Annotated in this window: 21 protein-coding genes and 1 rRNA gene; 8 read left to right on the forward strand and 14 right to left on the reverse strand. The window is 40.5% G+C overall.

The window, feature by feature from the left end; all coding sequences use genetic code 11:
- Positions 1-60: 60 nt before the first annotated feature.
- Positions 61-1596 (reverse strand): 16S ribosomal RNA (locus FEE42_RS06540).
- A 335-nt stretch (positions 1597-1931) separates the two neighbouring features.
- Positions 1932-2486 carry a D-glycero-beta-D-manno-heptose 1,7-bisphosphate 7-phosphatase gene (gene gmhB / locus FEE42_RS06545; protein WP_164027971.1) on the reverse strand — a complete coding sequence of 185 codons (555 nt, stop codon included), beginning with the start codon at positions 2484-2486 and terminating at the stop codon, positions 1932-1934.
- Positions 2487-2659: 173 nt separating this feature from the next.
- Between gmhB and metN the strand changes: the two genes are divergently transcribed.
- Genes metN through FEE42_RS06560 form a run of 3 tightly spaced genes read left to right on the forward strand, consistent with a single transcriptional unit; the run spans position 2660 to position 5239 of the window.
- A complete protein-coding gene (gene metN / locus FEE42_RS06550) occupies positions 2660-3697 on the forward strand; it encodes a methionine ABC transporter ATP-binding protein MetN (protein WP_059365970.1) in 1038 nt (345 codons plus the stop codon).
- Positions 3687-4376, forward strand: a complete 690-nt coding sequence (locus tag FEE42_RS06555) for a methionine ABC transporter permease (RefSeq protein ID WP_059365971.1) — start codon at positions 3687-3689, stop codon at positions 4374-4376. Before metN ends, FEE42_RS06555 begins: the two co-directional genes overlap by 11 nt.
- Positions 4377-4411: 35 nt before the next feature.
- Positions 4412-5239 (forward strand): MetQ/NlpA family lipoprotein, encoded by an 828-nt coding sequence (locus FEE42_RS06560; protein ID WP_164027972.1) that lies wholly within the window; start codon positions 4412-4414, stop codon positions 5237-5239.
- 234 nt (positions 5240-5473) lie between these two features.
- Here the strand turns inward: FEE42_RS06560 and rplA are convergent, their stop codons facing one another.
- The 8 genes from rplA to lysM all read right to left on the reverse strand — a co-directional run bounded on the left by rplA (position 5474) and on the right by lysM (position 11855).
- Complete coding sequence (rplA, locus tag FEE42_RS06565; protein ID WP_135968993.1) at positions 5474-6163, reverse strand: 50S ribosomal protein L1; 690 nt, start codon at positions 6161-6163, stop codon at positions 5474-5476.
- 4 nt (positions 6164-6167) lie between these two features.
- The gene (gene rplK, locus FEE42_RS06570) at positions 6168-6596 is read right to left on the reverse strand and encodes a 50S ribosomal protein L11 (protein ID WP_007241834.1); all 429 of its coding nucleotides are present in this window, start codon (positions 6594-6596) and stop codon (positions 6168-6170) included.
- Positions 6597-6830: 234 nt separating this feature from the next.
- Complete coding sequence (gene nusG / locus FEE42_RS06575) at positions 6831-7388, reverse strand: transcription termination/antitermination protein NusG (protein WP_059365974.1); 558 nt, start codon at positions 7386-7388, stop codon at positions 6831-6833.
- A 1-nt stretch (position 7389) separates the two neighbouring features.
- The gene (gene secE / locus FEE42_RS06580) at positions 7390-7803 is read right to left on the reverse strand and encodes a preprotein translocase subunit SecE (RefSeq protein ID WP_059365975.1); all 414 of its coding nucleotides are present in this window, start codon (positions 7801-7803) and stop codon (positions 7390-7392) included.
- Positions 7804-7945: 142 nt separating this feature from the next.
- A complete protein-coding gene (clpX, locus tag FEE42_RS06585; protein WP_164027973.1) occupies positions 7946-9196 on the reverse strand; it encodes an ATP-dependent protease ATP-binding subunit ClpX in 1251 nt (416 codons plus the stop codon).
- Positions 9197-9205: 9 nt separating this feature from the next.
- Complete coding sequence (gene clpP / locus FEE42_RS06590) at positions 9206-9787, reverse strand: ATP-dependent Clp endopeptidase proteolytic subunit ClpP (RefSeq protein ID WP_077545420.1); 582 nt, start codon at positions 9785-9787, stop codon at positions 9206-9208.
- A 118-nt stretch (positions 9788-9905) separates the two neighbouring features.
- On the reverse strand, positions 9906-11204 hold the full coding sequence (tig, locus tag FEE42_RS06595) for a trigger factor (RefSeq protein WP_059365978.1): 1299 nt from the start codon (positions 11202-11204) through the stop codon (positions 9906-9908).
- A gap of 210 nt (positions 11205-11414) precedes the next feature.
- The gene (lysM, locus tag FEE42_RS06600; RefSeq protein ID WP_059365979.1) at positions 11415-11855 is read right to left on the reverse strand and encodes a peptidoglycan-binding protein LysM; all 441 of its coding nucleotides are present in this window, start codon (positions 11853-11855) and stop codon (positions 11415-11417) included.
- A gap of 168 nt (positions 11856-12023) precedes the next feature.
- Between lysM and ypfJ the strand changes: the two genes are divergently transcribed.
- Positions 12024-12854, forward strand: coding sequence for a KPN_02809 family neutral zinc metallopeptidase (ypfJ, locus tag FEE42_RS06605; RefSeq protein ID WP_059365980.1), 831 nt, complete (start codon positions 12024-12026; stop codon positions 12852-12854).
- A gap of 49 nt (positions 12855-12903) precedes the next feature.
- Here ypfJ and hslU read toward each other — a convergent pair whose 3' ends face one another.
- Both hslU and hslV read right to left on the reverse strand, forming a co-directional pair.
- The gene (gene hslU, locus FEE42_RS06610) at positions 12904-14238 is read right to left on the reverse strand and encodes an HslU--HslV peptidase ATPase subunit (protein ID WP_059365981.1); all 1335 of its coding nucleotides are present in this window, start codon (positions 14236-14238) and stop codon (positions 12904-12906) included.
- A 10-nt stretch (positions 14239-14248) separates the two neighbouring features.
- Positions 14249-14776, reverse strand: coding sequence for an ATP-dependent protease subunit HslV (gene hslV / locus FEE42_RS06615; RefSeq protein ID WP_059365982.1), 528 nt, complete (start codon positions 14774-14776; stop codon positions 14249-14251).
- 179 nt (positions 14777-14955) lie between these two features.
- Here hslV and FEE42_RS06620 point away from each other — a divergent pair, with 179 nt between their 5' ends.
- The 4 genes from FEE42_RS06620 to recX all read left to right on the forward strand — a co-directional run bounded on the left by FEE42_RS06620 (position 14956) and on the right by recX (position 18973).
- Positions 14956-16563, forward strand: coding sequence for a DNA recombination protein RmuC (locus FEE42_RS06620; RefSeq protein WP_059365984.1), 1608 nt, complete (start codon positions 14956-14958; stop codon positions 16561-16563).
- A 79-nt stretch (positions 16564-16642) separates the two neighbouring features.
- A complete protein-coding gene (locus tag FEE42_RS06625) occupies positions 16643-17194 on the forward strand; it encodes a TIGR00645 family protein (protein WP_059365985.1) in 552 nt (183 codons plus the stop codon).
- Positions 17195-17336: 142 nt separating this feature from the next.
- Positions 17337-18446 carry a recombinase RecA gene (gene recA, locus FEE42_RS06630; RefSeq protein ID WP_059365986.1) on the forward strand — a complete coding sequence of 370 codons (1110 nt, stop codon included), beginning with the start codon at positions 17337-17339 and terminating at the stop codon, positions 18444-18446.
- 68 nt (positions 18447-18514) lie between these two features.
- Positions 18515-18973: a recombination regulator RecX gene (gene recX / locus FEE42_RS06635; protein ID WP_059365987.1), complete on the forward strand. Its 459-nt coding sequence runs from the start codon at positions 18515-18517 to the stop codon at positions 18971-18973.
- Positions 18974-19005: 32 nt separating this feature from the next.
- Here the strand turns inward: recX and phoR are convergent, their stop codons facing one another.
- Together phoR and phoB are read right to left on the reverse strand one after the other, a co-directional pair.
- Positions 19006-20301, reverse strand: coding sequence for a phosphate regulon sensor histidine kinase PhoR (gene phoR / locus FEE42_RS06640; protein ID WP_135968990.1), 1296 nt, complete (start codon positions 20299-20301; stop codon positions 19006-19008).
- A complete protein-coding gene (gene phoB, locus FEE42_RS06645) occupies positions 20301-20996 on the reverse strand; it encodes a phosphate regulon transcriptional regulator PhoB (protein ID WP_077665374.1) in 696 nt (231 codons plus the stop codon). The genes phoR and phoB overlap by 1 nt, the downstream gene beginning before the upstream one ends.
- Positions 20997-21001 lie beyond the last annotated feature (5 nt).

Genomic DNA, 21001 nt, shown 5'->3' on the forward strand with positions numbered 1-21001 from the left:
TCTCTGTCTTGTCTACAACTATCAGTCAATCTGTGTGGACACTTACTATAGCTCGTTCGGTAAGGAGGTGATCCAACCGCAGGTTCCCCTACGGTTACCTTGTTACGACTTCACCCCAGTCATGAATCATACCGTGGTAAACGCCCCCCTTACGGTTAAGCTATCTACTTCTGGTACAACCCACTCCCATGGTGTGACGGGCGGTGTGTACAAGGCCCGGGAACGTATTCACCGCGACATTCTGATTCGCGATTACTAGCGATTCCGACTTCATGGAGTCGAGTTGCAGACTCCAATCCGGACTTAGACGTACTTTGTGAGATTCGCTCCACATCGCTGCTTCGCCTCCCTCTGTATACGCCATTGTAGCACGTGTGTAGCCCTACTCGTAAGGGCCATGATGACTTGACGTCATCCCCACCTTCCTCCGGTTTATCACCGGCAGTCTCCTTTGAGTTCCCGACCGTATCGCTGGCAACAAAGGATAAGGGTTGCGCTCGTTGCGGGACTTAACCCAACATTTCACAACACGAGCTGACGACAGCCATGCAGCACCTGTCTCAAAGCTCCCTAAGGCACTCCCGTATCTCTACAGGATTCTCTGGATGTCAAGAGTAGGTAAGGTTCTTCGCGTTGCATCGAATTAAACCACATGCTCCACCGCTTGTGCGGGCCCCCGTCAATTCATTTGAGTTTTAACCTTGCGGCCGTACTCCCCAGACGGTCGATTTATCACGTTAGCTACGGGCGCCAGAGTTAAACCCCAACCCCCAAATCGACAGCGTTTACAGCGTGGACTACCAGGGTATCTAATCCTGTTTGCTCCCCACGCTTTCGCACATGAGCGTCAGTACATTCCCAAGGGGCTGCCTTCGCCTTCGGTATTCCTCCACATCTCTACGCATTTCACCGCTACACGTGGAATTCTACCCCTCCCTAAAGTACTCTAGATTCCCAGTCTGAAATGCAATTCCCAGGTTAAGCCCGGGGCTTTCACACCTCACTTAAAAATCCGCCTGCGTGCCCTTTACGCCCAGTTATTCCGATTAACGCTCGCACCCTCCGTATTACCGCGGCTGCTGGCACGGAGTTAGCCGGTGCTTCTTCTGTGACTAACGTCAATCAGCTTGGCTATTAACCAAACTGCCTTCCTCATCACCGAAAGAACTTTACAACCCGAAGGCCTTCTTCATTCACGCGGCATGGCTGCGTCAGGGTTCCCCCCATTGCGCAATATTCCCCACTGCTGCCTCCCGTAGGAGTCCGGGCCGTGTCTCAGTCCCGGTGTGGCTGGTCATCCTCTCAGACCAGCTAGAGATCGACGGCTTGGTGAGCCATTACCCCACCAACTACCTAATCCCACTTGGGCTCATCTTATGGCAAGAGCAAACGCCCCCTTTAGTCCAAAGACTTTACGCGGTATTAGCTGCAGTTTCCCGCAGTTATCCCCCTCCATAAGCCAGATTCCCAAGCATTACTCACCCGTCCGCCACTCGTCAGCAAAGAAAGCAAGCTTCCTTCCTGCTACCGTTCGACTTGCATGTGTTAAGCCTGCCGCCAGCGTTCAATCTGAGCCATGATCAAACTCTTCAATTCAAAGTTCAATCGCTCAATAAACTGCTTAGCTATTAATAAACACTACTATAAAAGTAATAATGAATTTCTAGTTTAAGCACCTATTAAGACTTCAAAATTAAAATTTTTTTAACAAGTCTATTAACAAGTGCCCACACAGATTGTCTGATTCGTTGTTAAAGAGCAAAAAATAACGACGCACCGGCAAATCTTCTTACTTCACAACAGCGCGTCGTTGTGTAGTGCGCATTATAGGGAAATTCAAAATCAATGCAAGCACTTTTTTGCAAAAAATTTGAAAAAATGATCTTTCGCTTGAAGTTCATACAAAATGGTTAAAATTTCGTTCTTTTCTGTTATTTTATTGCGCGTTTTAAAATATTTGGTAAATCCGTCACCGAATCCAATACATAATCAGCCAGCTGTTCGCCTTCCTCTGTCACTGCTTTTCCAGTGCGAACCAGCACATTCATTCTCACATTTGCGCCAATTCCCGCTTTTAGATCATCGACTTTATCCCCAACCATTACCGATTTTGCCGGATCGATTTTTAACTCTTTCATTGCCTGCAATAACATTCCCGATTTTGGCTTACGACAATTGCAATCTGCTTTATATTCGCCTTTTCCTTCCGGGTGATGAGGGCAATAATAGATACCATCGAAATCTACACCCTGTTCTGCTAACGACCAATCAAACCATTCTGTCAGCTGCAAAAACTGCTCTTCAGAAAAATAACCGCGCGCAATTCCCGATTGATTTGTGACTAAAATTAATAGATAGCCCATCGCTTTTAATTCCCGTAATGCCCCGATTGCTCCATCTATAAATTTGAAATTATCAATTTCGTGCACGTAACCATAATCAATATTTAATGTGCCATCACGATCCAAAAAAATAGCTTTGTTCATCTTTTACTCTATGTTAGTTCAATATTTAAAATTATCCCTTTAATTCTATCAATTAGCAAATATAAGCTATAACCAATTCATCTAAAAAAGATTCCCCTATGTATTGACACGGCAATCTAGACGTCTAGAATACTGAAAATAGATTTGAAAATAGCAAAAGAACAAGGGCTTATATGATTAAGCTAAGTAATATTACGAAAATTTTTGAGTTATCGGGCAAAAAACTGACCGCACTTGATAATGTCTCGCTTAATGTTGAAAAAGGACAGATTTGTGGGGTAATTGGTGCATCCGGAGCAGGAAAAAGTACGCTAATTCGCTGTGTAAATTTATTGGAAAAACCAAGTAGCGGTTCCGTAATGGTAGATGGAGTGGAACTGACCCAACTTTCTGAGCGAGAATTGGTTCGTGCACGCCGTCATATTGGGATGATTTTCCAACACTTTAATTTGCTCAATTCACGCACAGTATTTGAAAATGTTGCTCTGCCATTAGAATTAGAAGGAACATCAAAAGCAAAAATTCAAGAAAAAATCACCGCACTTTTGGCTCTTGTGGGGTTGAGTGAAAAACGCGATGCTTATCCTAGCAATCTTTCCGGTGGTCAAAAACAACGTGTTGCCATCGCTCGTGCTTTAGCAAGTGATCCCAAAATACTATTATGTGATGAAGCTACGAGTGCCTTAGATCCGGCAACTACGCAATCTATTCTAAAATTACTTAAAGAAATCAACCGCACTTTAGGTATCACAATTTTACTCATCACACATGAGATGGAAGTCGTAAAGCAAATCTGTGATCAGGTAGCAGTCATTGATAAAGGACAGCTGGTAGAACAAGGCTCGGTGGGTGAAATTTTTTCTAACCCGAAAACCGAATTGGCACAAAACTTTATCCGTTCAACCTTTCATATCAGTTTACCTGATGAGTATTTGGAAAATCTCACCGATACTCCTAAACACAGTAAAGCCTATCCGATTATTAAATTTGAGTTTACCGGACGTTCCGTCGATGCACCGTTACTTTCACAAGCATCAAAAAAATTTGGTGTGGAGCTGAGTATTTTAACATCTCAAATTGATTATGCCGGCGGTGTGAAATTTGGTTATACCATTGCTGAAGTAGAAGGTGATGAAGATGCTATTACACAAACCAAAATTTATTTAATGGAAAACAACGTACGTGTGGAGGTTCTCGGTTATGTTCAATGATTTCTGGACAACATTTACCCAACAGCTCACACCACAAATGTGGGGTGTTGTCGCAACAGCAACTTATGAAACCGTCTATATTAGTTTTGTTTCTACTTTATTGGCAGTTATCATAGGTTTACCCATAGGTGTATGGACCTTCTTGACCGGTAAAAATGAAATTTTACAAAATAAACGTACCCACTTTATTTTGAATACCATCATTAACATTGGGCGCTCTATTCCATTTATCATTTTACTTTTGATTTTACTGCCTGTAACACGCTTTATTGTCGGCACTGTACTTGGCACCACCGCAGCAATTATTCCATTAAGTATCTGTGCAATGCCTTTTGTCGCACGTTTAACCGCCAATGCTCTAATGGAAATTCCGAATGGGTTAACTGAAGCTGCCCAAGCAATGGGTGCGACCAAATGGCAAATTGTCCGTAAATTTTACTTACCGGAAGCCTTACCGACTCTGATTAACGGTATCACACTTACGCTCGTTACCTTGGTAGGTTATTCAGCCATGGCGGGAACACAAGGTGGTGGCGGGCTTGGAAGTCTGGCTATCAACTATGGTGTATATCGCAATATGCCTTATATTACCTGGGTTGCTACTATTATTATCGTTCTTTTCGTCATGATTAGCCAAAAACTCGGTGATACGTTGGCGAAGAAAGTTGATCATCGCTAAAACACAACTTACTACTAACCAAAAGAGGAAACCTTATGAAATTAAAAAATTTATTCGCTATCACAGCCATCGCATCCGCCCTTGTTCTAACAGGATGTAAGGATGATAAAAAAACCGAAACGTCGGTAACTACTGCACCGCTTAAAATCAAAGTTGGGGTAATGTCAGGTCCGGAACATCAAGTAGCAGAAATTGCAGCAAAAGTAGCAAAAGAAAAATACGGATTAGATGTACAGTTTGTAGAATTTAATGACTATGCGTTACCGAATACTGCGGTTTCCACCGGTGATTTAGATGCAAATGCAATGCAACATAAACCTTATCTAGATCAAGATGCAAAAGCCAAAAACTTAAATAATCTGGTAATTGTAGGCAATACCTTTGTTTATCCGTTAGCGGGTTATTCTAAAAAGATTAAGAATCTAAATGATCTACAAGAAGGTGCGAAGGTAGTCGTACCAAACGATCCAAGTAACCGTGGACGTGCATTAATTTTGCTTGAAAAACAAGGCTTAATTAAACTTAAAGATGCCAATAATCTATTATCAACAGTATTGGATATCGTTGAAAATCCAAAAAACCTGAATATCACCGAAGTAGATACTTCTATTGCGGCTCGCGCATTAGATGATGTTGATTTAGCTGTCGTAAATAATACTTACGCCGGTCAGGTTGGCTTGAATGCACAAGATAATGGTGTGTTTGTGGAAGATAAAGATTCTCCTTATGTAAACATTATCGTTTCACGCACAGATAACAAAGACAGCAAAGCCGTACAAGATTTCGTGAAATCTTATCAAACCGAAGAAGTCTATCAAGAAGCTAAAAAACACTTCAAAGATGGAGTCGTGAAAGGCTGGTAATTTTTAGCGCACGTTAAAGAAAGCCGCAGATAAAACCTGCGGTTTTTTTATTGAATAAAATGGGATTAGCTACTAAAAGACTGCCCCATTTTTCTTGGGTTAGAGGTTAGAATTAATCACTTTATAAAAAATAGATGAGAGAATATACGCTATCAAATTCCTTAAACTTTTATATAAAAAACCGCACTTTGCATAACAAAGTGCGGTTAAATTTATCTAAGTTTTTTAATTCAATTATAGCGATGCTTGATCTACTGCAACGCCTGCACCCATAGTGGTAGAAATGCTTACTTTCTTAATGAAAATACCTTTTGCAGTGGTTGGTTTTGCTTTTGTTAATGCAGCCAACAATGCTTGAAGATTTTCTTTTAATTGTTCTTCAGAGAAGTTTGCTTTACCAATAGTGGTGTGAATGATACCGTTTTTATCATTGCGATAACGGATCTGACCAGATTTCGCATTTTTTACGGCTTCAGCAACGTTTGGTGTCACAGTACCTACTTTAGGGTTTGGCATTAAACCACGCGGCCCTAATACTTGACCTAATTGACCCACAACACGCATAGCATCAGGAGAAGCAATAACTACATCAAAGTTCATTTCGCCTTTCTTGATTTGCTCTGCTAAATCTTCCATACCCACTAAATCAGCACCCGCAGCTTTTGCAGCATCAGCGTTCTCCCCTTGAGTGAATACAGCTACGCGAACTTCACGACCGGTACCGTGTGGTAATACGGTTGCACCACGTACATTTTGATCGGATTTACGAGGATCAATACCTAGGTTTACCGCAACATCAACGCTTTCAACAAATTTAGCGGTTGCAAATTGTTTTAACAATGCAATTGCTTCGTTAATTTCGTATGCTTTAGTAGAATCTACGCCAGCTTTGATTGCTTTCATTTTTTTAGTCAATTTAGCCATCGTATTATTCCTCCACCACTAAGCCCATAGAACGAGCAGTACCAGCGATTGATTTCATTTTGGTTTCAATAGTCGCACCAGTCATATCTGCTGCTTTAGTTTCAGCAATTTGACGGATTTGATCTAAAGTTACTTTACCCACTTTATCTTTATTCGGTTTACCAGAACCGGATTTGATACCCGCTGCTTTTTTCAATAATACGGCTGCCGGCGGAGTTTTAGTAATAAAGGTGAATGAACGGTCTGCATATACAGTGATCACAACCGGAATAGGTAAACCTTTTTCTAAGCTCTCAGTACGAGCATTGAACGCTTTACAGAATTCCATAATGTTCACACCTTGTTGACCTAATGCAGGACCAACCGGTGGTGATGGATTTGCCATACCAGCTGCAACTTGCAACTTAACATAGGCTTGGACTTTTTTTGCCATTTTTGTTTTCCTCTAATTGGGTAATAACGCTATAAATAGCTCCCCGATGACTTCGACACATATCTAAAAGAAAATATGCACACAAAAATATGAGCCAATAGATGGCTCATAATAGGTTACGGATTATATAAAAGGTAAGCTTGTTTTTCAAGCATTTTACATAGAAAAAGATGCTAAAAAAATAACCGCGTTTTATATTCTAAATGCGGTTATTTATTCAGATAATTTCTATCACTAATAAGCTTTTTCCACTTGACTGAATTCAAGCTCAACCGGTGTCGCACGGCCAAAAATAGAAACGGATACTTTCAAGCGACCTTTTTCATAATCAACTTCTTCCACTGTACCGTTAAAGTCGGCAAACGGCCCTTCCGTTACACGGACTTCTTCACCAGGATGATATTCATTACGGTGGCGCGGTTTCTCCGAACTTTGCTCCAAACGATTTAAAATGGTATCTGCTTCACGTTTAGAAATCGGAGCTGGCTTATCCGGCGTTCCGCCAATAAAGCCCATTACTCGAGGTACACTCTTCACTAAGTGCCAAGTGTCATCATTCATTTCCATTTCTACAAGCACATAGCCGGGGAAAAATTTACGTTCACTTTTACGACGTTTACCCGCTACATTTTCGACGACTTCTTCCGTAGGCACCAAAACCTCACCAAACTGATCTTCCATTTGATGCTGTTTAATATATTCACGCAAAGTTAATGCGACACGGCTTTCAAACCCAGAAAACGCTTGTAAAACATACCAACGTTTTTTTGATACTGTTATTTCTTCGGTCATTTTAGAATCTCAAATCGGTTAAAAAGTTAATGATTGATACGATAATAGAATCTATCGCCCAGAAAAATAATGAAGCAATAATCGTCACCCCTATCACAATCAAGGTAGTCTGACGAGTTTCCGAACGAGTCGGCCATACAACTTTACGTGCTTCATTTCTTGATTCTTTAAAGAAATTACGTGCCTTTGTTCCTTGATTAGTAATTGCAGCAAAAACAAAAGCCAATACAAGGATAACCGCTACACCAATCACGCGAACAGGTGTCGAATAATCTTTTTGGAAATAAGCATTGCCAATGGCAGCGACAGAGAAGAAAACTACAACTAATATCCAAAGGAGTGTATTTAAGCCTTTTGATTTACCTTCTATCGGCTCTTCTGTTTTTTTCTTTTTATCAACAATTTCAGTTGCCATAATTGAATCCGTTTAAAAAGGGAGAAATAAGAATAAATTTAAGAACGTGCGATTGTAGCACTTTCTTCGCCTGTTTCCTATTGAAAAATGAGTAACCTAGAAAACAATCAAAAAATCAACCGCACTTTTATGTAAGCAAACGCTAAGCGCGATAAATCAACTTAGGTGCTTCGTTATCAACAATCGTTGATTCATCCACAATCACTTTTTCCAGATTTTCAATGGATGGTAAATCATACATAGTATCAAGGAGTACCGCCTCAACAATTGAACGCAAACCACGAGCTCCGGTTTTACGCTCAAGGGCTTTCTTCGCCATGGCTTTCAACCCCTCCGACGTAAACTCTAGCACTACGTTTTCTAACCCGAATAATGCTTGATATTGTTTTATTAAAGCATTTTTAGGTTGGGTAAGAATTTGTACCAGTGCTTCTTCATCCAATTCACTTAACGGTGCAATCATCGGTAAACGACCAATGAATTCCGGAATTAATCCAAATTTCATCAGATCATCCGGCTCTACCTGACGGAATAATTCGGATAAAGATTGATCTTCACCATCTTTTTCCACTTGAGCATCAAAACCGATGCCGGTATTCGTTTGGGTGCGTTTACCGATAATTTTATCCAAACCGGCAAATGCACCACCGCAAATAAACAATATTTTTGACGTATCTACTTTCAGCATTTCTTGTTGAGGATGCTTACGCCCCCCTTGTGGCGGTACTGAAGCAATTGTGCCTTCAATCAATTTCAATAATGCCTGTTGTACGCCTTCACCAGAAACATCACGAGTAATAGAGGCTCCCTCTGACTTGCGGCTAATCTTATCAATTTCATCAATGTAAATAATGCCTTGCTCGGCTTTTTCTGTATCGTAGTCACAATTTTGCAGAAGTTTTTGTAATACATTTTCAACATCCTCGCCCACATAACCAGCCTCAGTCAATGTCGTTGCATCCGCTATCGCAAAAGGGACATTCAAACGGCGAGCCAAAGTTTGTGCAAGCAATGTTTTACCGCTTCCGGTCGGGCCAATCAGCAAAATATTACTTTTACCTAATTCAACTTCATTACTTTCATGATTGGTACGTAAGCGTTTATAGTGATTATACACAGCCACCGAAAGCACTTTTTTCGCATAGTCTTGACCAATTACATAATCATCTAAATTCGCTCGGATTTCATGGGGTGTCGGCAATTTAGCTTCATTTTCAACCGCACTTTCAGCCGTTTCTTCATTATTATCTTCGTGATTCTCTTCCAGCATTGAATGACAAAGTTCGATACATTCATTGCAAATATAGCCCTCTGCTCCGGCAATCAATTTATCGACTTCACTTTTTTCTTTACCACAAAAAGAACAATGCAGCTCTTTATTCTCAGTTGTCATCTTACATCCTTAACGCTTAATCAACACGCTATCCACTAACCCATAATTTTTTGCTTCTTCTGCAGACATAAAGTTATCGCGATCGGTATCTTGCTCAATACGCTCAATACTTTGCCCTGTATGAAAGGCTAAACGTTCATTTAAGGTGTGCTTGATTTTCAAAATTTCTTGCGCATGAATCTGAATATCCGACGCTTGACCACGGAATCCGCCCAACGGTTGGTGAATCATAACACGTGCATTCGGCAGTGCCGCACGTTTACCCGCCGTACCACCTGCCAATAAGAATGCTCCCATAGAGCATGCCTGTCCAATACAGAGCGTTCGTATATCCGGTTTGATAAATTGCATCGTATCGTAAATTGCCATACCTGCAGTGACTGAACCACCCGGAGAATTAATATAAATATTAATGTCTTTCGTCGGATCTTCTGATTCTAAAAAAAGTAGTTGTGCCACAATCAGGTTTGCCATACGGTCTTCGACTTCACCGCTTAGGAAAATCACACGTTCTTTTAATAGACGGGAATAAATATCGTAAGAACGTTCACCTCGTGAGGTTTGTTCTACGACCATAGGAATTACGCTCATTTTCGCCCCTACCTAAATCATATAAAAATCGGGCAGTATTTTACTCGATTTTCAGTTAAAACAAAAATGCGGTCGAAATTCACTATAAATAACGACCGCACTTTTTAATCAAAAATAATTATGCTTGTGGATTCATTACTTCATCAAATGAAGAAACTTTTTCCGTCACTTGTGCTTTGGCAAGAACCGCATCAACCGCTTGTTCTTCTAACACGACATTACGAATATTACTCATTAATTCTTCATTTTTGCTGTAATATTCAACGACTTCCGCCGGTTGCTCGTATGCTGAAGCAATATCTTCGATCATTGCTTTCGCACGTGCTTCATCCGCTTTCAATTCGTTTGATTTGATCACTTCTGAGAATAATAAACCGACTTGAACACGGCGTTTCGCCTCTGCTTCAAACAACTCACGCGGTAATTGTGCAGTTTGTTGGGCATTACCGCCAAAACGTTGTGCCGCTTGATTACGCAGTACATTGATTTCTTCTTCAACTGCAGAAGCCGGAACATCAATTGGGTTTTGTTCGATTAAACCGTTAATAACCTGTTGTTTAACACGAGAAACTAATGCATTTTTCAATTCACGAGCCATATTTTTACGGATTTCTGCACGCAAATCTTCAACGGTTTTGGTATTAGGACCGAATTTAGTCACAAATTCATCGGTTAATTCAGGTAATACCATGTTTTCAACTTTTTTCAAAGTAATTGCAAATTTTGCCGCTTTACCTTTCAAATTCTCTGCGTGGTACTCCGCAGGGAAAGTCACATCAATATCAAATTGCTCACCGGCTTTATGACCTACGATACCGTCTTCAAAACCCGGGATCATACGGCCTTGCCCCATAAATAAGACGAAATCAGAGGCTTTTCCGCCCTCAAATTCTTCGCCATCGATAGAGCCTACGAAGTCAATCGTGACACGATCGTCAGCTTTTGCGACATCTTGGCTCTCAGCCCAAGTCGCTTGTTGTTTACGCAACACATCAATCATTTTATCAATGTCTGCATCCGTAATTTCAACTGTTGGTTTTTCAACTTTGATATTTTCCAAACCTTGTAACTGCACTTCCGGATAGACTTCAAAAGTGGCGTTAAAGACTAAATCTTTGCCTTGTTCAAAGGTTTCGATTGCAAATGTCGGACGACCTGCAATGTTAATTTTTTCTGCGATCACCGCATCAAAAAAATGACGAGGTAATAAATCGTTTAATACATCTTGACGAATTGATGCGCCAAAACGTTGTTCAATAATGTGTGCAGGAACTTTACCTTTACGGAATCCGTCTACACGCACATTTTTTGCCGTACGTTTAAATTCTTCACGGGTTGCCTTTTCAACAGTTTCCGCAGGAACGGTGATAGCCACACGGCGCTCTAAACCTTGGGTTGTTTCAATATTTAATGACATTTGTAACCTCAATTAATGTTGCACTCGGTAAAACTCACACCGAACACGTTGTTAAAAATAATAATGAAAAAACTGCGGAATTATAACGAAATAAAATCAACCAGTCGATAGAAAGTCGATAAATCAAACAAAAAGTCACCCAATTTGATGAATTAATCAACAAAATCTAAATAAAAAAGTGCGGTTGAAAATGACCGCACTTTTAACTTCTTATAAACCTTTCGGTAAGCGAATTTTCTGTCCCGGGAAAATTTTATCCGCGTCTTTAATCACCTCTTTATTGGCTTCGACAATCGCGGTGTATTTTGCCCCGTTACCATAAGTTTTTTCTGCAATTTTCCAAAGCGTATCGCCTTTTTGAATCACATAGAAAGTATCGTCAGATGCTAAAGTTTCACCACTACTGATGGTAGCATCGCTGGTAACGGAAGTAATACCTTGAATGTTTCCCGCCATTAACACCGCTTTTTCCAAAGCCGCGGCAGTAGAAGCGACACCTTGAATATTTGCCACCCCATTTTCAACGGTCACAGAAAGATTTTCTACACCGGGATTATCTTCTGCGATGTGCTCAGTCACCGCTTTTGATGCTTCTTCCTCTTTAGAAAAAAGTTTTCTGCCGATATCGCCAACAAAATCAAATAAGCCCATTTTTACTCCTTTTCAGTTGTGAATTTCGCCCCCTACAATACTGAAAAATAATGAGGAAGTCCATAAAACACTGCGTAAATACTTGTAAATCTTTCAGTAAAAAGGCTTTAAAGCTGACCGCACTTTGGTAGAATGCACTCATTTTTAATCATAGATAAAGAGGCGACTATGCGTTGGCAAGGTAGAAGAGAGAGTTCAAATATTGAAGACAGACGGGGTTCCGGTGGTAATTTTGGCGGAGGAAAAGGCACCGGTATTTTAGGATTTATTATTTTATTGGTTGGAGCTTATTATGGCGTTGATTTATCCGGCTTGGTCGGTACGCCTGATTTTTCAGGTCAATCCTCTCAACGATTAGAAACCCACGAAGAACAACAACTTGCCGGGTTATCAAAAGTCGTGTTAGCAGATACCGAAACCGTGTGGGGAAATTACTTCAAACAAAGGGGGGCTCAATATCAAGAGCCCGTAATGGTACTCTACAGCGGTGCAACCTCTACTGCCTGCGGCACAGGGCAATCGGCGATGGGGCCCTTCTACTGTCCGAATGATCACAAGGTTTACTTGGATTTATCCTTTTATAATGATATGAAAAATAAATTGGGCGCGGCCGGTGATTCAGCATTTGCCTATGTGATTGCTCACGAAGTGGGACATCATGTGCAAAACTTACTCGGCGTCTTAGGGCAAGTTCACCGCGCACAACAAAGTACCGATCGCAAAACGGCTAATCAACTTTCAGTAAAATTGGAACTACAAGCGGATTGTTTTGCCGGAGTTTGGGCAAGCCAAGCCGTGAAAAGCGGCTTATTTGAACGAGGAGATGAGGAAAAAGCCTTTAACGCGGCGGAAGCGGTTGGGGACGACCGCCTACAAAAACGCGGACAAGGCTATGTGGTACCGGATAGTTTCACCCATGGCACCTCTGCACAACGCCTAACGTGGTTTAGAAAAGGGCTACAAACGGGCAATCCGAGCCAGTGTGATACGTTCAATTAAAAAAAGAAAGGTCTAGCGTTTGCTAGACCTTTTTTTGCTTAAAAATGAATTAGAGAATAAAACGACTCAAATCTTCGTTTTCGACGACTTCACCTAGTGCATCCGCCACATAAGCCTCATCAATATTCACGGTTTGACCCGTCATATCACTCGCATTAAAGGATATTTTATCCATCAAACGTTCCATCACCGTATGTAAACGACGAGCGCCGATATTTTCAGTTTTCTCGTTCACACGAAACGCGGCTTCTGCAATTTTCTTCACTGCATCTGCCGTAAACGCAATATCCACCCCTTCCGTTGCCATTAAGGCTTTATATTGCTCGGTAAGAGACGCGTTAGGTTCCGTTAAAATACGCTCAAAATCAGCCGCACTTAATGCGGAAAGTTCAACACGAATCGGCAAACGACCCTGTAATTCCGGAATTAAATCGGAAGGACGCGCCACTTGGAAAGCACCAGACGCGATAAATAAAATATGATCCGTTTTGACCATACCGTGTTTGGTACTTACCGTTGAACCTTCCACCAAAGGCAGTAAATCGCGTTGTACACCTTCACGTGAAACATCCGCCCCACTGTATTCGCCTTTTTTACAAATTTTATCAATCTCATCAATAAACACGATACCGTTTTGCTCTACCGCATCAATGGCTTTTTGTTTTAATTCTTCAGGATTAATCAATTTTGCCGCTTCATCATCAATCAACGTTTTTAACGCGTCTTTGATTTTCATTTTGCGTTTTTTGGTTTTTTCGCTACCAAGGTTTTGGAACATGGATTGCAACTGGTTAGTCATTTCTTCCATGCCCGGAGGTGCCATAATTTCCACGCCCATGGAAACACCGGCGGGCACATCAATTTCAATCTCTTTATCGTCTAACTGACCTTCACGTAATTTTTTACGGAATGCCTGACGCGTACTACCGTTACTATCGTGGTTTTCAACTTCACCCCACTGATTTTTTGCCGGTGGCAACAACGCATCAAGAATACGTTCTTCCGCTGCATCTTCCGCTTTAGCCCGATTTTTTGCAATTTCTTGTTGGCGAACCAATTTCATTGCGCTATCCGTTAAATCACGAATAATCGAATCGACTTCCTTTCCTACATAGCCTACTTCGGTAAATTTAGTGGCTTCTACTTTAATAAAAGGAGCATTGGCTAACTTTGCCAAACGACGAGCAATTTCGGTTTTACCCACACCGGTAGGCCCAATCATTAAAATATTTTTAGGGGTAACTTCATGGCGTAACGGTTCTTGCAGTTGCATACGACGCCAACGATTACGAAGTGCAATAGCGACCGCTCTTTTGGCATCTGCTTGTCCAATAATGTGTTGATCTAATTCAGAAACAATTTCTCGAGGAGTCATTTCAGACATAATATTTTCCTTAATTCGGTAATTCTTCAATAGTGAAATTGGTGTTGGTAAACACACAAATATCACCTGCAATTTTTAATGATTTTTCGACAATTTCACGAGCGGAAAGATCCGTATTTTCAACTAACGCACGAGCGGCAGATAAGGCATAATTACCGCCTGAACCAATCGCCAAAATTTGATCCTCTTCCGGTTGTACCACATCGCCGATTCCGGTGATAATCAGGCTTTCTTTTTCATCCGCCACAATCAACATTGCTTCTAATTTACGCAACGCCCGATCCGTTCGCCAATCTTTCGCCAATTCCACCGCACTTTTCAATAAATGCCCTTGGTGCATTTCCAACTTACGTTCAAATAATTCAAACAGCGTGAAAGCATCCGCCGTCCCGCCGGCAAAACCGGCTAACACCTTGCCGTTGTATAAACGGCGTACCTTGCGTGCATTGCCTTTCATCACGGTATTGCCTAAAGAAACTTGTCCGTCTCCTCCTACCACCACTTGCCCATTACGGCGCACACTGACGATTGTTGTCATTCTTTTGTCCTTTTTTGAAAAAACTTGCCCGTTATATGGCGACAGGATTTGGAAAATTCAAGGGTAACGGGGCAATGAACAAAAAATACGATAAAAAATGACCGCACTTTGCGCTTAACTGTGCCCCTCCCCCCAAATGTTTCCTTGTGGTAAAATTCGCAAAAATTTTGAGGCTCATTATGATAACTTGGATAACTCCCTCTTTCCTTACACTCCTTGGCATATCGCTTTTTATTTTAATTGTTCTCGGTTTTCTACTGGCTCGCCGTACACGTGACGCTCAAGAGTTACAACAAGATTTAAATAAAACCAACCTTGATTTTAATCAACTTGCCGAACGCTTTGATTTGCTCAATCAACAAAAAAATCTTTTGCAACAGCAAACCGTTAAAGCCCAAACAGAAAGTGAAGGGCTACAAATTCGTTTGACCGAACGTGATGAAAAAATCGCCTATCTTTCTAAAGAATTAGATGAATCACAACTTCGTTATGAGCAAATCGCGACACAAATCACGGCATTAAAAGAACGTTTTGGCATAGCCTCCGCACAGGCTGAGAGTTTACAAAGCCAACTACAACAAAGTCAGAGCCACCTCTTGCGTAAAGAACAAGAGCAACAAAATTTAACAGAAAAATTGACCGCACTTTCACAAGAACTGACCGGTTTGAAAACCACCTTGGCGGAAAAAGAAAAGCATTTTGTCGAGCAACAACAAAATATTGAACAATCTAAACAACAACTTGGGATTGAATTTCAAAATCTTGCCAATCGTATTTTAGATGAAAAAAGCCGATCTTTTAATCAAACCAACCAAACCGCATTGGAAACGCTGCTTAAACCTTTTCGTGAACAAATTGAAGGTTTTCAAAAACGTGTCAATGAAATTCACTCGGAATCACTAAAAGGCAATGCCGGTTTAGAGGCAGAAATCAAGAAAGTGCTGGAAATCGGGCTAAGTATGTCGCAAGAAGCAAACAATCTGACTTCAGCTCTAAAAGGTGAAAAGAAAACCCTTGGCAATTGGGGCGAAGTGCAATTGGAACGGGCTTTACAACTCGCCGGCTTAGTTGAAAACGTCCATTACAGTGCGCAAGCCCATTTTAAAGATGAACAAGGCGGGCGTAATTATCCGGATTTTGTCCTAAATCTCCCTGATGACAAAAACATTATTATCGATAGCAAAATGTCCCTCATCGCCTATGAAAGTGCGGTCAATTCCGAGGATGATTTTGACCGTGAACGCCTGCTTCGAGAGCATATTAAAGCGCTGAAAAACCATATTGATGATCTGCACAAAAAAGATTACAGCAACTTAATTGGTATGCATAGCCCAAATTTTGTGTTGATGTTTATTGCGGTAGAACCGGCTTATATTGAAGCGTTAAAATTAGATCCAAGCCTGTTCAATTACGGTTATGAGAAAAATGTCATTATGGTATCGCACACAACCCTTATGCCTATTTTGCGTACTGTGGCAAACCTGTGGCGAATTGAACGCGGTAATGCCGAAGCGAAAGAAATCGCCGAAAAAGCCGGTGAGATTTATAACCAAATTTGTTTGGTTGCAGAGCGTCTCAATAAACTGGGGAACACGCTTTCTACCGTGAGTAATCAATATAACAGCACGGTAACGGCGTTGGTAGGACAGCAAGGCTTGGTTGGCAAAGTAGAACGCTTTAAAGATCTTTCCGCTAAAGCTAACAAAACTATGCCAAACGTAGAATTATTAAATAATGGCGTGGATTTGTCGCGCTTGGCGTTAATACCGCAAGAAAACAAAGAATAAACTTCTATTTGTTATTGATATTTTCTAAAAAACTGCTATTTTTCTGCGGTTTTTTATTCTGATATTTTAGGAAAGTTAAATGGAACAGCAAAAACCTCAAGATCCTTACGCCAAATACAATGCCCAATCCAGCACTATCAGCAAAATTATTTTTGCCAGCCGTTGGTTGCAACTACCGATTTATCTTGGTTTGGTCGCCGTACAAGGGATTTATGCCTACAAATTTATGAAATCACTTTGGCATTTACTCACTAACATCAATGAAATGGATTCCAACACCATTATGCTTGCCGTGTTGAATTTAATTGATGTAGTGATGATCGCCAACTTATTGGTTATGGTTACCATCGGGGGTTATGAAATTTTTGTCTCGAAATTAAGAACACGCAATCACCCTGATCAACCGGAATGGATGAGTCATGTGAATGCGACTGTATTGAAAGTCAAACTTTCGATGTCCATCATCACGATTTCTTCCATTCACATGTTGCAAACTTTCGTTAATGTCAGCAATTTGCCGGAAAAAACCATGATGTGGCAACTTTTCTTACATCTCGGATTCTTGGTTTCGGCCATTGCCTTAGCTTACACCGATAAAATTTTATACAGCACCAGTCACAAAAACCACTAGCAATAAACCGTATTTCTCCTGCAGAAACGCCAACCAAAAGTTGGCGTTTTTTTTAGTTTATATAAAATTATCTAAAATAATCTTGATACTGTATATTGATACAGTTATAATGCGCTAAATTTTGTTTAACGAGGAAAAATAAATGGCATCACAAGACGAAAAAAAGAAAGGAAAAACAACGGCTACAACACCTGCAACACAGGAAGAAAAACAAAAAGCCCTTGCAGCAGCATTGGGGCAAATTGAAAAACAATTCGGTAAAGGCTCCATTATGAAGTTAGGGGATAATCAAAAACTTGATGTGGAATCTATTTCTACCGGTTCTATCGGACTCGATGTTGCTTTAGGTATCGGTGGTTTACCTATGGGGCGTATCGTTGAAATCTTCGGCCCTGAATCTTCCGGTAAAACAACATTAACACTTTCAGTTATCGCTCAGGCACAAAAAGCGGGTAAAACCTGTGCATTTATTGATGCCGAGCATGCTTTAGATCCTATTTATGCCGCTAAATTAGGTGTTGATGTCAAAGAATTATTAGTTTCTCAGCCGGATAACGGCGAACAAGCTCTTGAAATTTGCGATGCTTTGGTACGTTCCGGAGCAGTTGATGTGATTATTGTTGACTCCGTAGCGGCATTAACGCCAAAAGCCGAAATTGAGGGCGATATGGGCGATTCCCATATGGGGTTACAAGCGCGTTTGATGTCGCAAGCCTTGCGTAAATTAACCGGACAAATTAAAAATGCAAATTGCTTGGTGATATTTATTAACCAAATTCGGATGAAAATCGGGGTATCTTTTGGGAATCCTGAAACCACAACCGGCGGTAATGCACTAAAATTTTATGCGTCGGTTCGCTTGGATATTCGCCGTATAGGGTCTGTGAAAGAGGGTGAAAATGTTATTGGTAATGACACTAGAGTTAAAGTGGTTAAAAATAAATTAGCGCCTCCGTTCCGCCAAGTCGAATTCCAAATTCTTTATGGAGAAGGTATTTCTAAAACCGGGGAATTAATAGAGCTTGGCGTTACACATAAATTAGTGAATAAATCCGGTGCTTGGTACTCTTACGACGGCGAGAAAATTGGTCAAGGTAAGATGAATGCAATGAAATGGTTACTGGATAATCCTGACAAAGCACAAGTATTAGAAAACAAATTACGTGCCGAATTGGTTGCAAATCCTGATCAGGGTTTAGTCGCCGATACTGAACAAACCGATGAAAAAGTCAGTTCGGAAGATGAATTTTAATTTATTTGCTATTTTAATGCTTAAAAGTGCGGTCAAAATTGACCGTACTTTTTTCTAAAGGAGTTGTTATGTCCTCTATTGCACTAGGTTATGTGGTTAATTTACTTGCCCGTCGTGAATATAGTGAGTTTGAACTACGCAATAAAATGCAAGAAAAAGCCTTTTCCGAATTAGAAATTGATGAAATTATTGCCCACTGCCAACAAAAAAATTGGCAAAATGACAAACGTTTTGCGGAAAATTATTTACACTACCGGAGCCAACGAGGCTATGGCGAAAATAGAATCAGACAGGAACTAAAACATTTAAAGGGGATATCATCATCAATTATTAATGAAGTATTAGCGGAATGTGATATAGATTGGTTTGAACTTGCTTTAACCGTTTTGCGTAAGAAATTCCCTAATTACAAAGAAAAGCATTCTCCAAAAGTAAAACAAAAAATTTGGAACTATATGCTTTCCCACGGTTTTTCCTCCGAACAATTTTCACACTTTGTTGGGAATGACTCGACATTTTTTGACTAATCGGCATTCATTTTGATATGAATCGTCCGTTTCTATACTTTTACTATAGGGAGTGCAACTTTAAAGCAACTTCCCTTGCCTAATTCACTTTTTATTTCTAATTCTGCATTGTATTTTGCCAACGCAAATTTGGTAATAGAAAGCCCAAGCCCCGTTCCACCGGTTTGACGTGAGCGGGCATTATCAACACGATAAAAACGTTCTGTTAATCGAGGAATATGTTCTGCCGCAATACCTACACCGGTATCAGTCACAGAAAAAAACGCGTTATCCGCCTGTTTGCTAAGCTCAATTGTAATCGTGCCTTTTTCCGGCGTATATCGAACCGCATTGAAAGTCATATTACTTAATGCACTGTACAACTCAGGTTCCAATCCATAAAAATGAATATTCGGTTCAATTTTTACAATAAACTTATGCTTTTCTCGTGAAAAATTTTGTGTTGCCTCAACAACCTGATGAACCATTTTGGATAAATCAAAATGTTGAAATTCTCCGGCGGTGGACTGTCCGCGTTCTAAACGAGACAGCGTCAGTAAATCCGATAAAAGATTTAACATTCGCTGCCCTTCTTTTTGCATTAAACCTAAGAACTGTTGGCGTTGTTCAATCGCTAAATCGGGCATATCCGATAATGTTTCTATAAAACCGTTAATCACCGTAAGTGGTGTTCGTAACTCGTGCGAAACATTGGCAACAAAGGCAATTTGAGCATCATCTAATTGTTCTTCTTGAGTAATATCTTGTGTGATTAATAATTCGCTATTTTGATAGAAAGGTTGGCGGCTGATTCGCAAAATCCGCTTGAAATAATTTCCGTTAGGTAAACTAACTTTTAATGTAAGAGGCTCATTTTCCAGTTTCTTTTGTAGAAATTGTTGGAATTCAGGTAAACGGATGAGATTTTGCAGGATACCTTTGAGATCATTTTCATAGTTCAGATTAAGATGTTTGCAAGCAAGAGGGTTAAACCATTCAATACGACCTTCGGTTAAAATAACAATTCCACTGGGAATAGCCTCTATCACTTGATTAAAACGATCTAGAGAAGCGGAAAGTTCCTTTTTACGTTTTATACTGGCTTTCCGTAAAGATAAAATTTTCTCAAAAATATGTCCCCAGAGCCCAAAACCCTGTATCGGGTTTTCCTGATCGTTTAACCAACGAATTAAGCGGACTAAATAAAATAGCTGAATACTTATCCACCCCAGCAATACGACATTCAGCGAAATCCACATCATTTCCGTACCGGCAATTAAATATCCCACTCCGGCAGTACAAAATAGAGTGAGGATTAATCTGAATAAGGTCGGAAAAAATAATTTCATTATTCTTCTTCCGCATTGAAACGATAACCGGAACCCCGTACGGTTTGTAATAAACAATCTAATCGACTTGGCTCAAGGGCTTGGCGTAAACGACGGATATGCACATCAATAGTTCTCTCTTCCATAAAAACGTGATCCCCCCAAACAAAATCGAGGAGCTGTGTGCGACTGTATAGACGATTTGGGTGAGTCATAAAGAAGTGAAGTAATTTAAATTCGGTTGCCCCTAAATTTAACCTAATATTATTACCAATCACAATTTTATTAACCGGATCTAAACTTAATCCTTTAATATTGATCGGTTGCTCCGTTTTATGAGGATGGTGACGACGTAAAAATGCATTGACCCGCGCCACCAATTCTCTTGGAGAAAAAGGCTTGGTAACATAATCGTCGGCACCGATATTTAAACCTTTCTCCTTATCTAATTCATCACTACGCGCGGTTAATAAAATAATAGGTAAACTTTCCGTGCGCTTCATTGAACGCAATTCTTTGGTAAATTCAACACCAGAAACACCGGGCAGCATCCAGTCCAATAAAATAAGATGAGGGAGCTGATCATTAATGTGTTGCCTTGCTTGTGGTACAGTTTCCGCCGTTCGTACCTCAAAACCGGCTTGTTCTAAGATAAATTTAATTAATGTCATAATAGACTCTTCGTCTTCAACCACTAAAATATTTGCTTTTGGCATAGTCT

The sequence above is a fragment of the Rodentibacter caecimuris genome, from assembly GCF_010587025.1.
GTDB classification, from domain to species: Bacteria; Pseudomonadota; Gammaproteobacteria; order Enterobacterales; family Pasteurellaceae; genus Rodentibacter; species Rodentibacter caecimuris.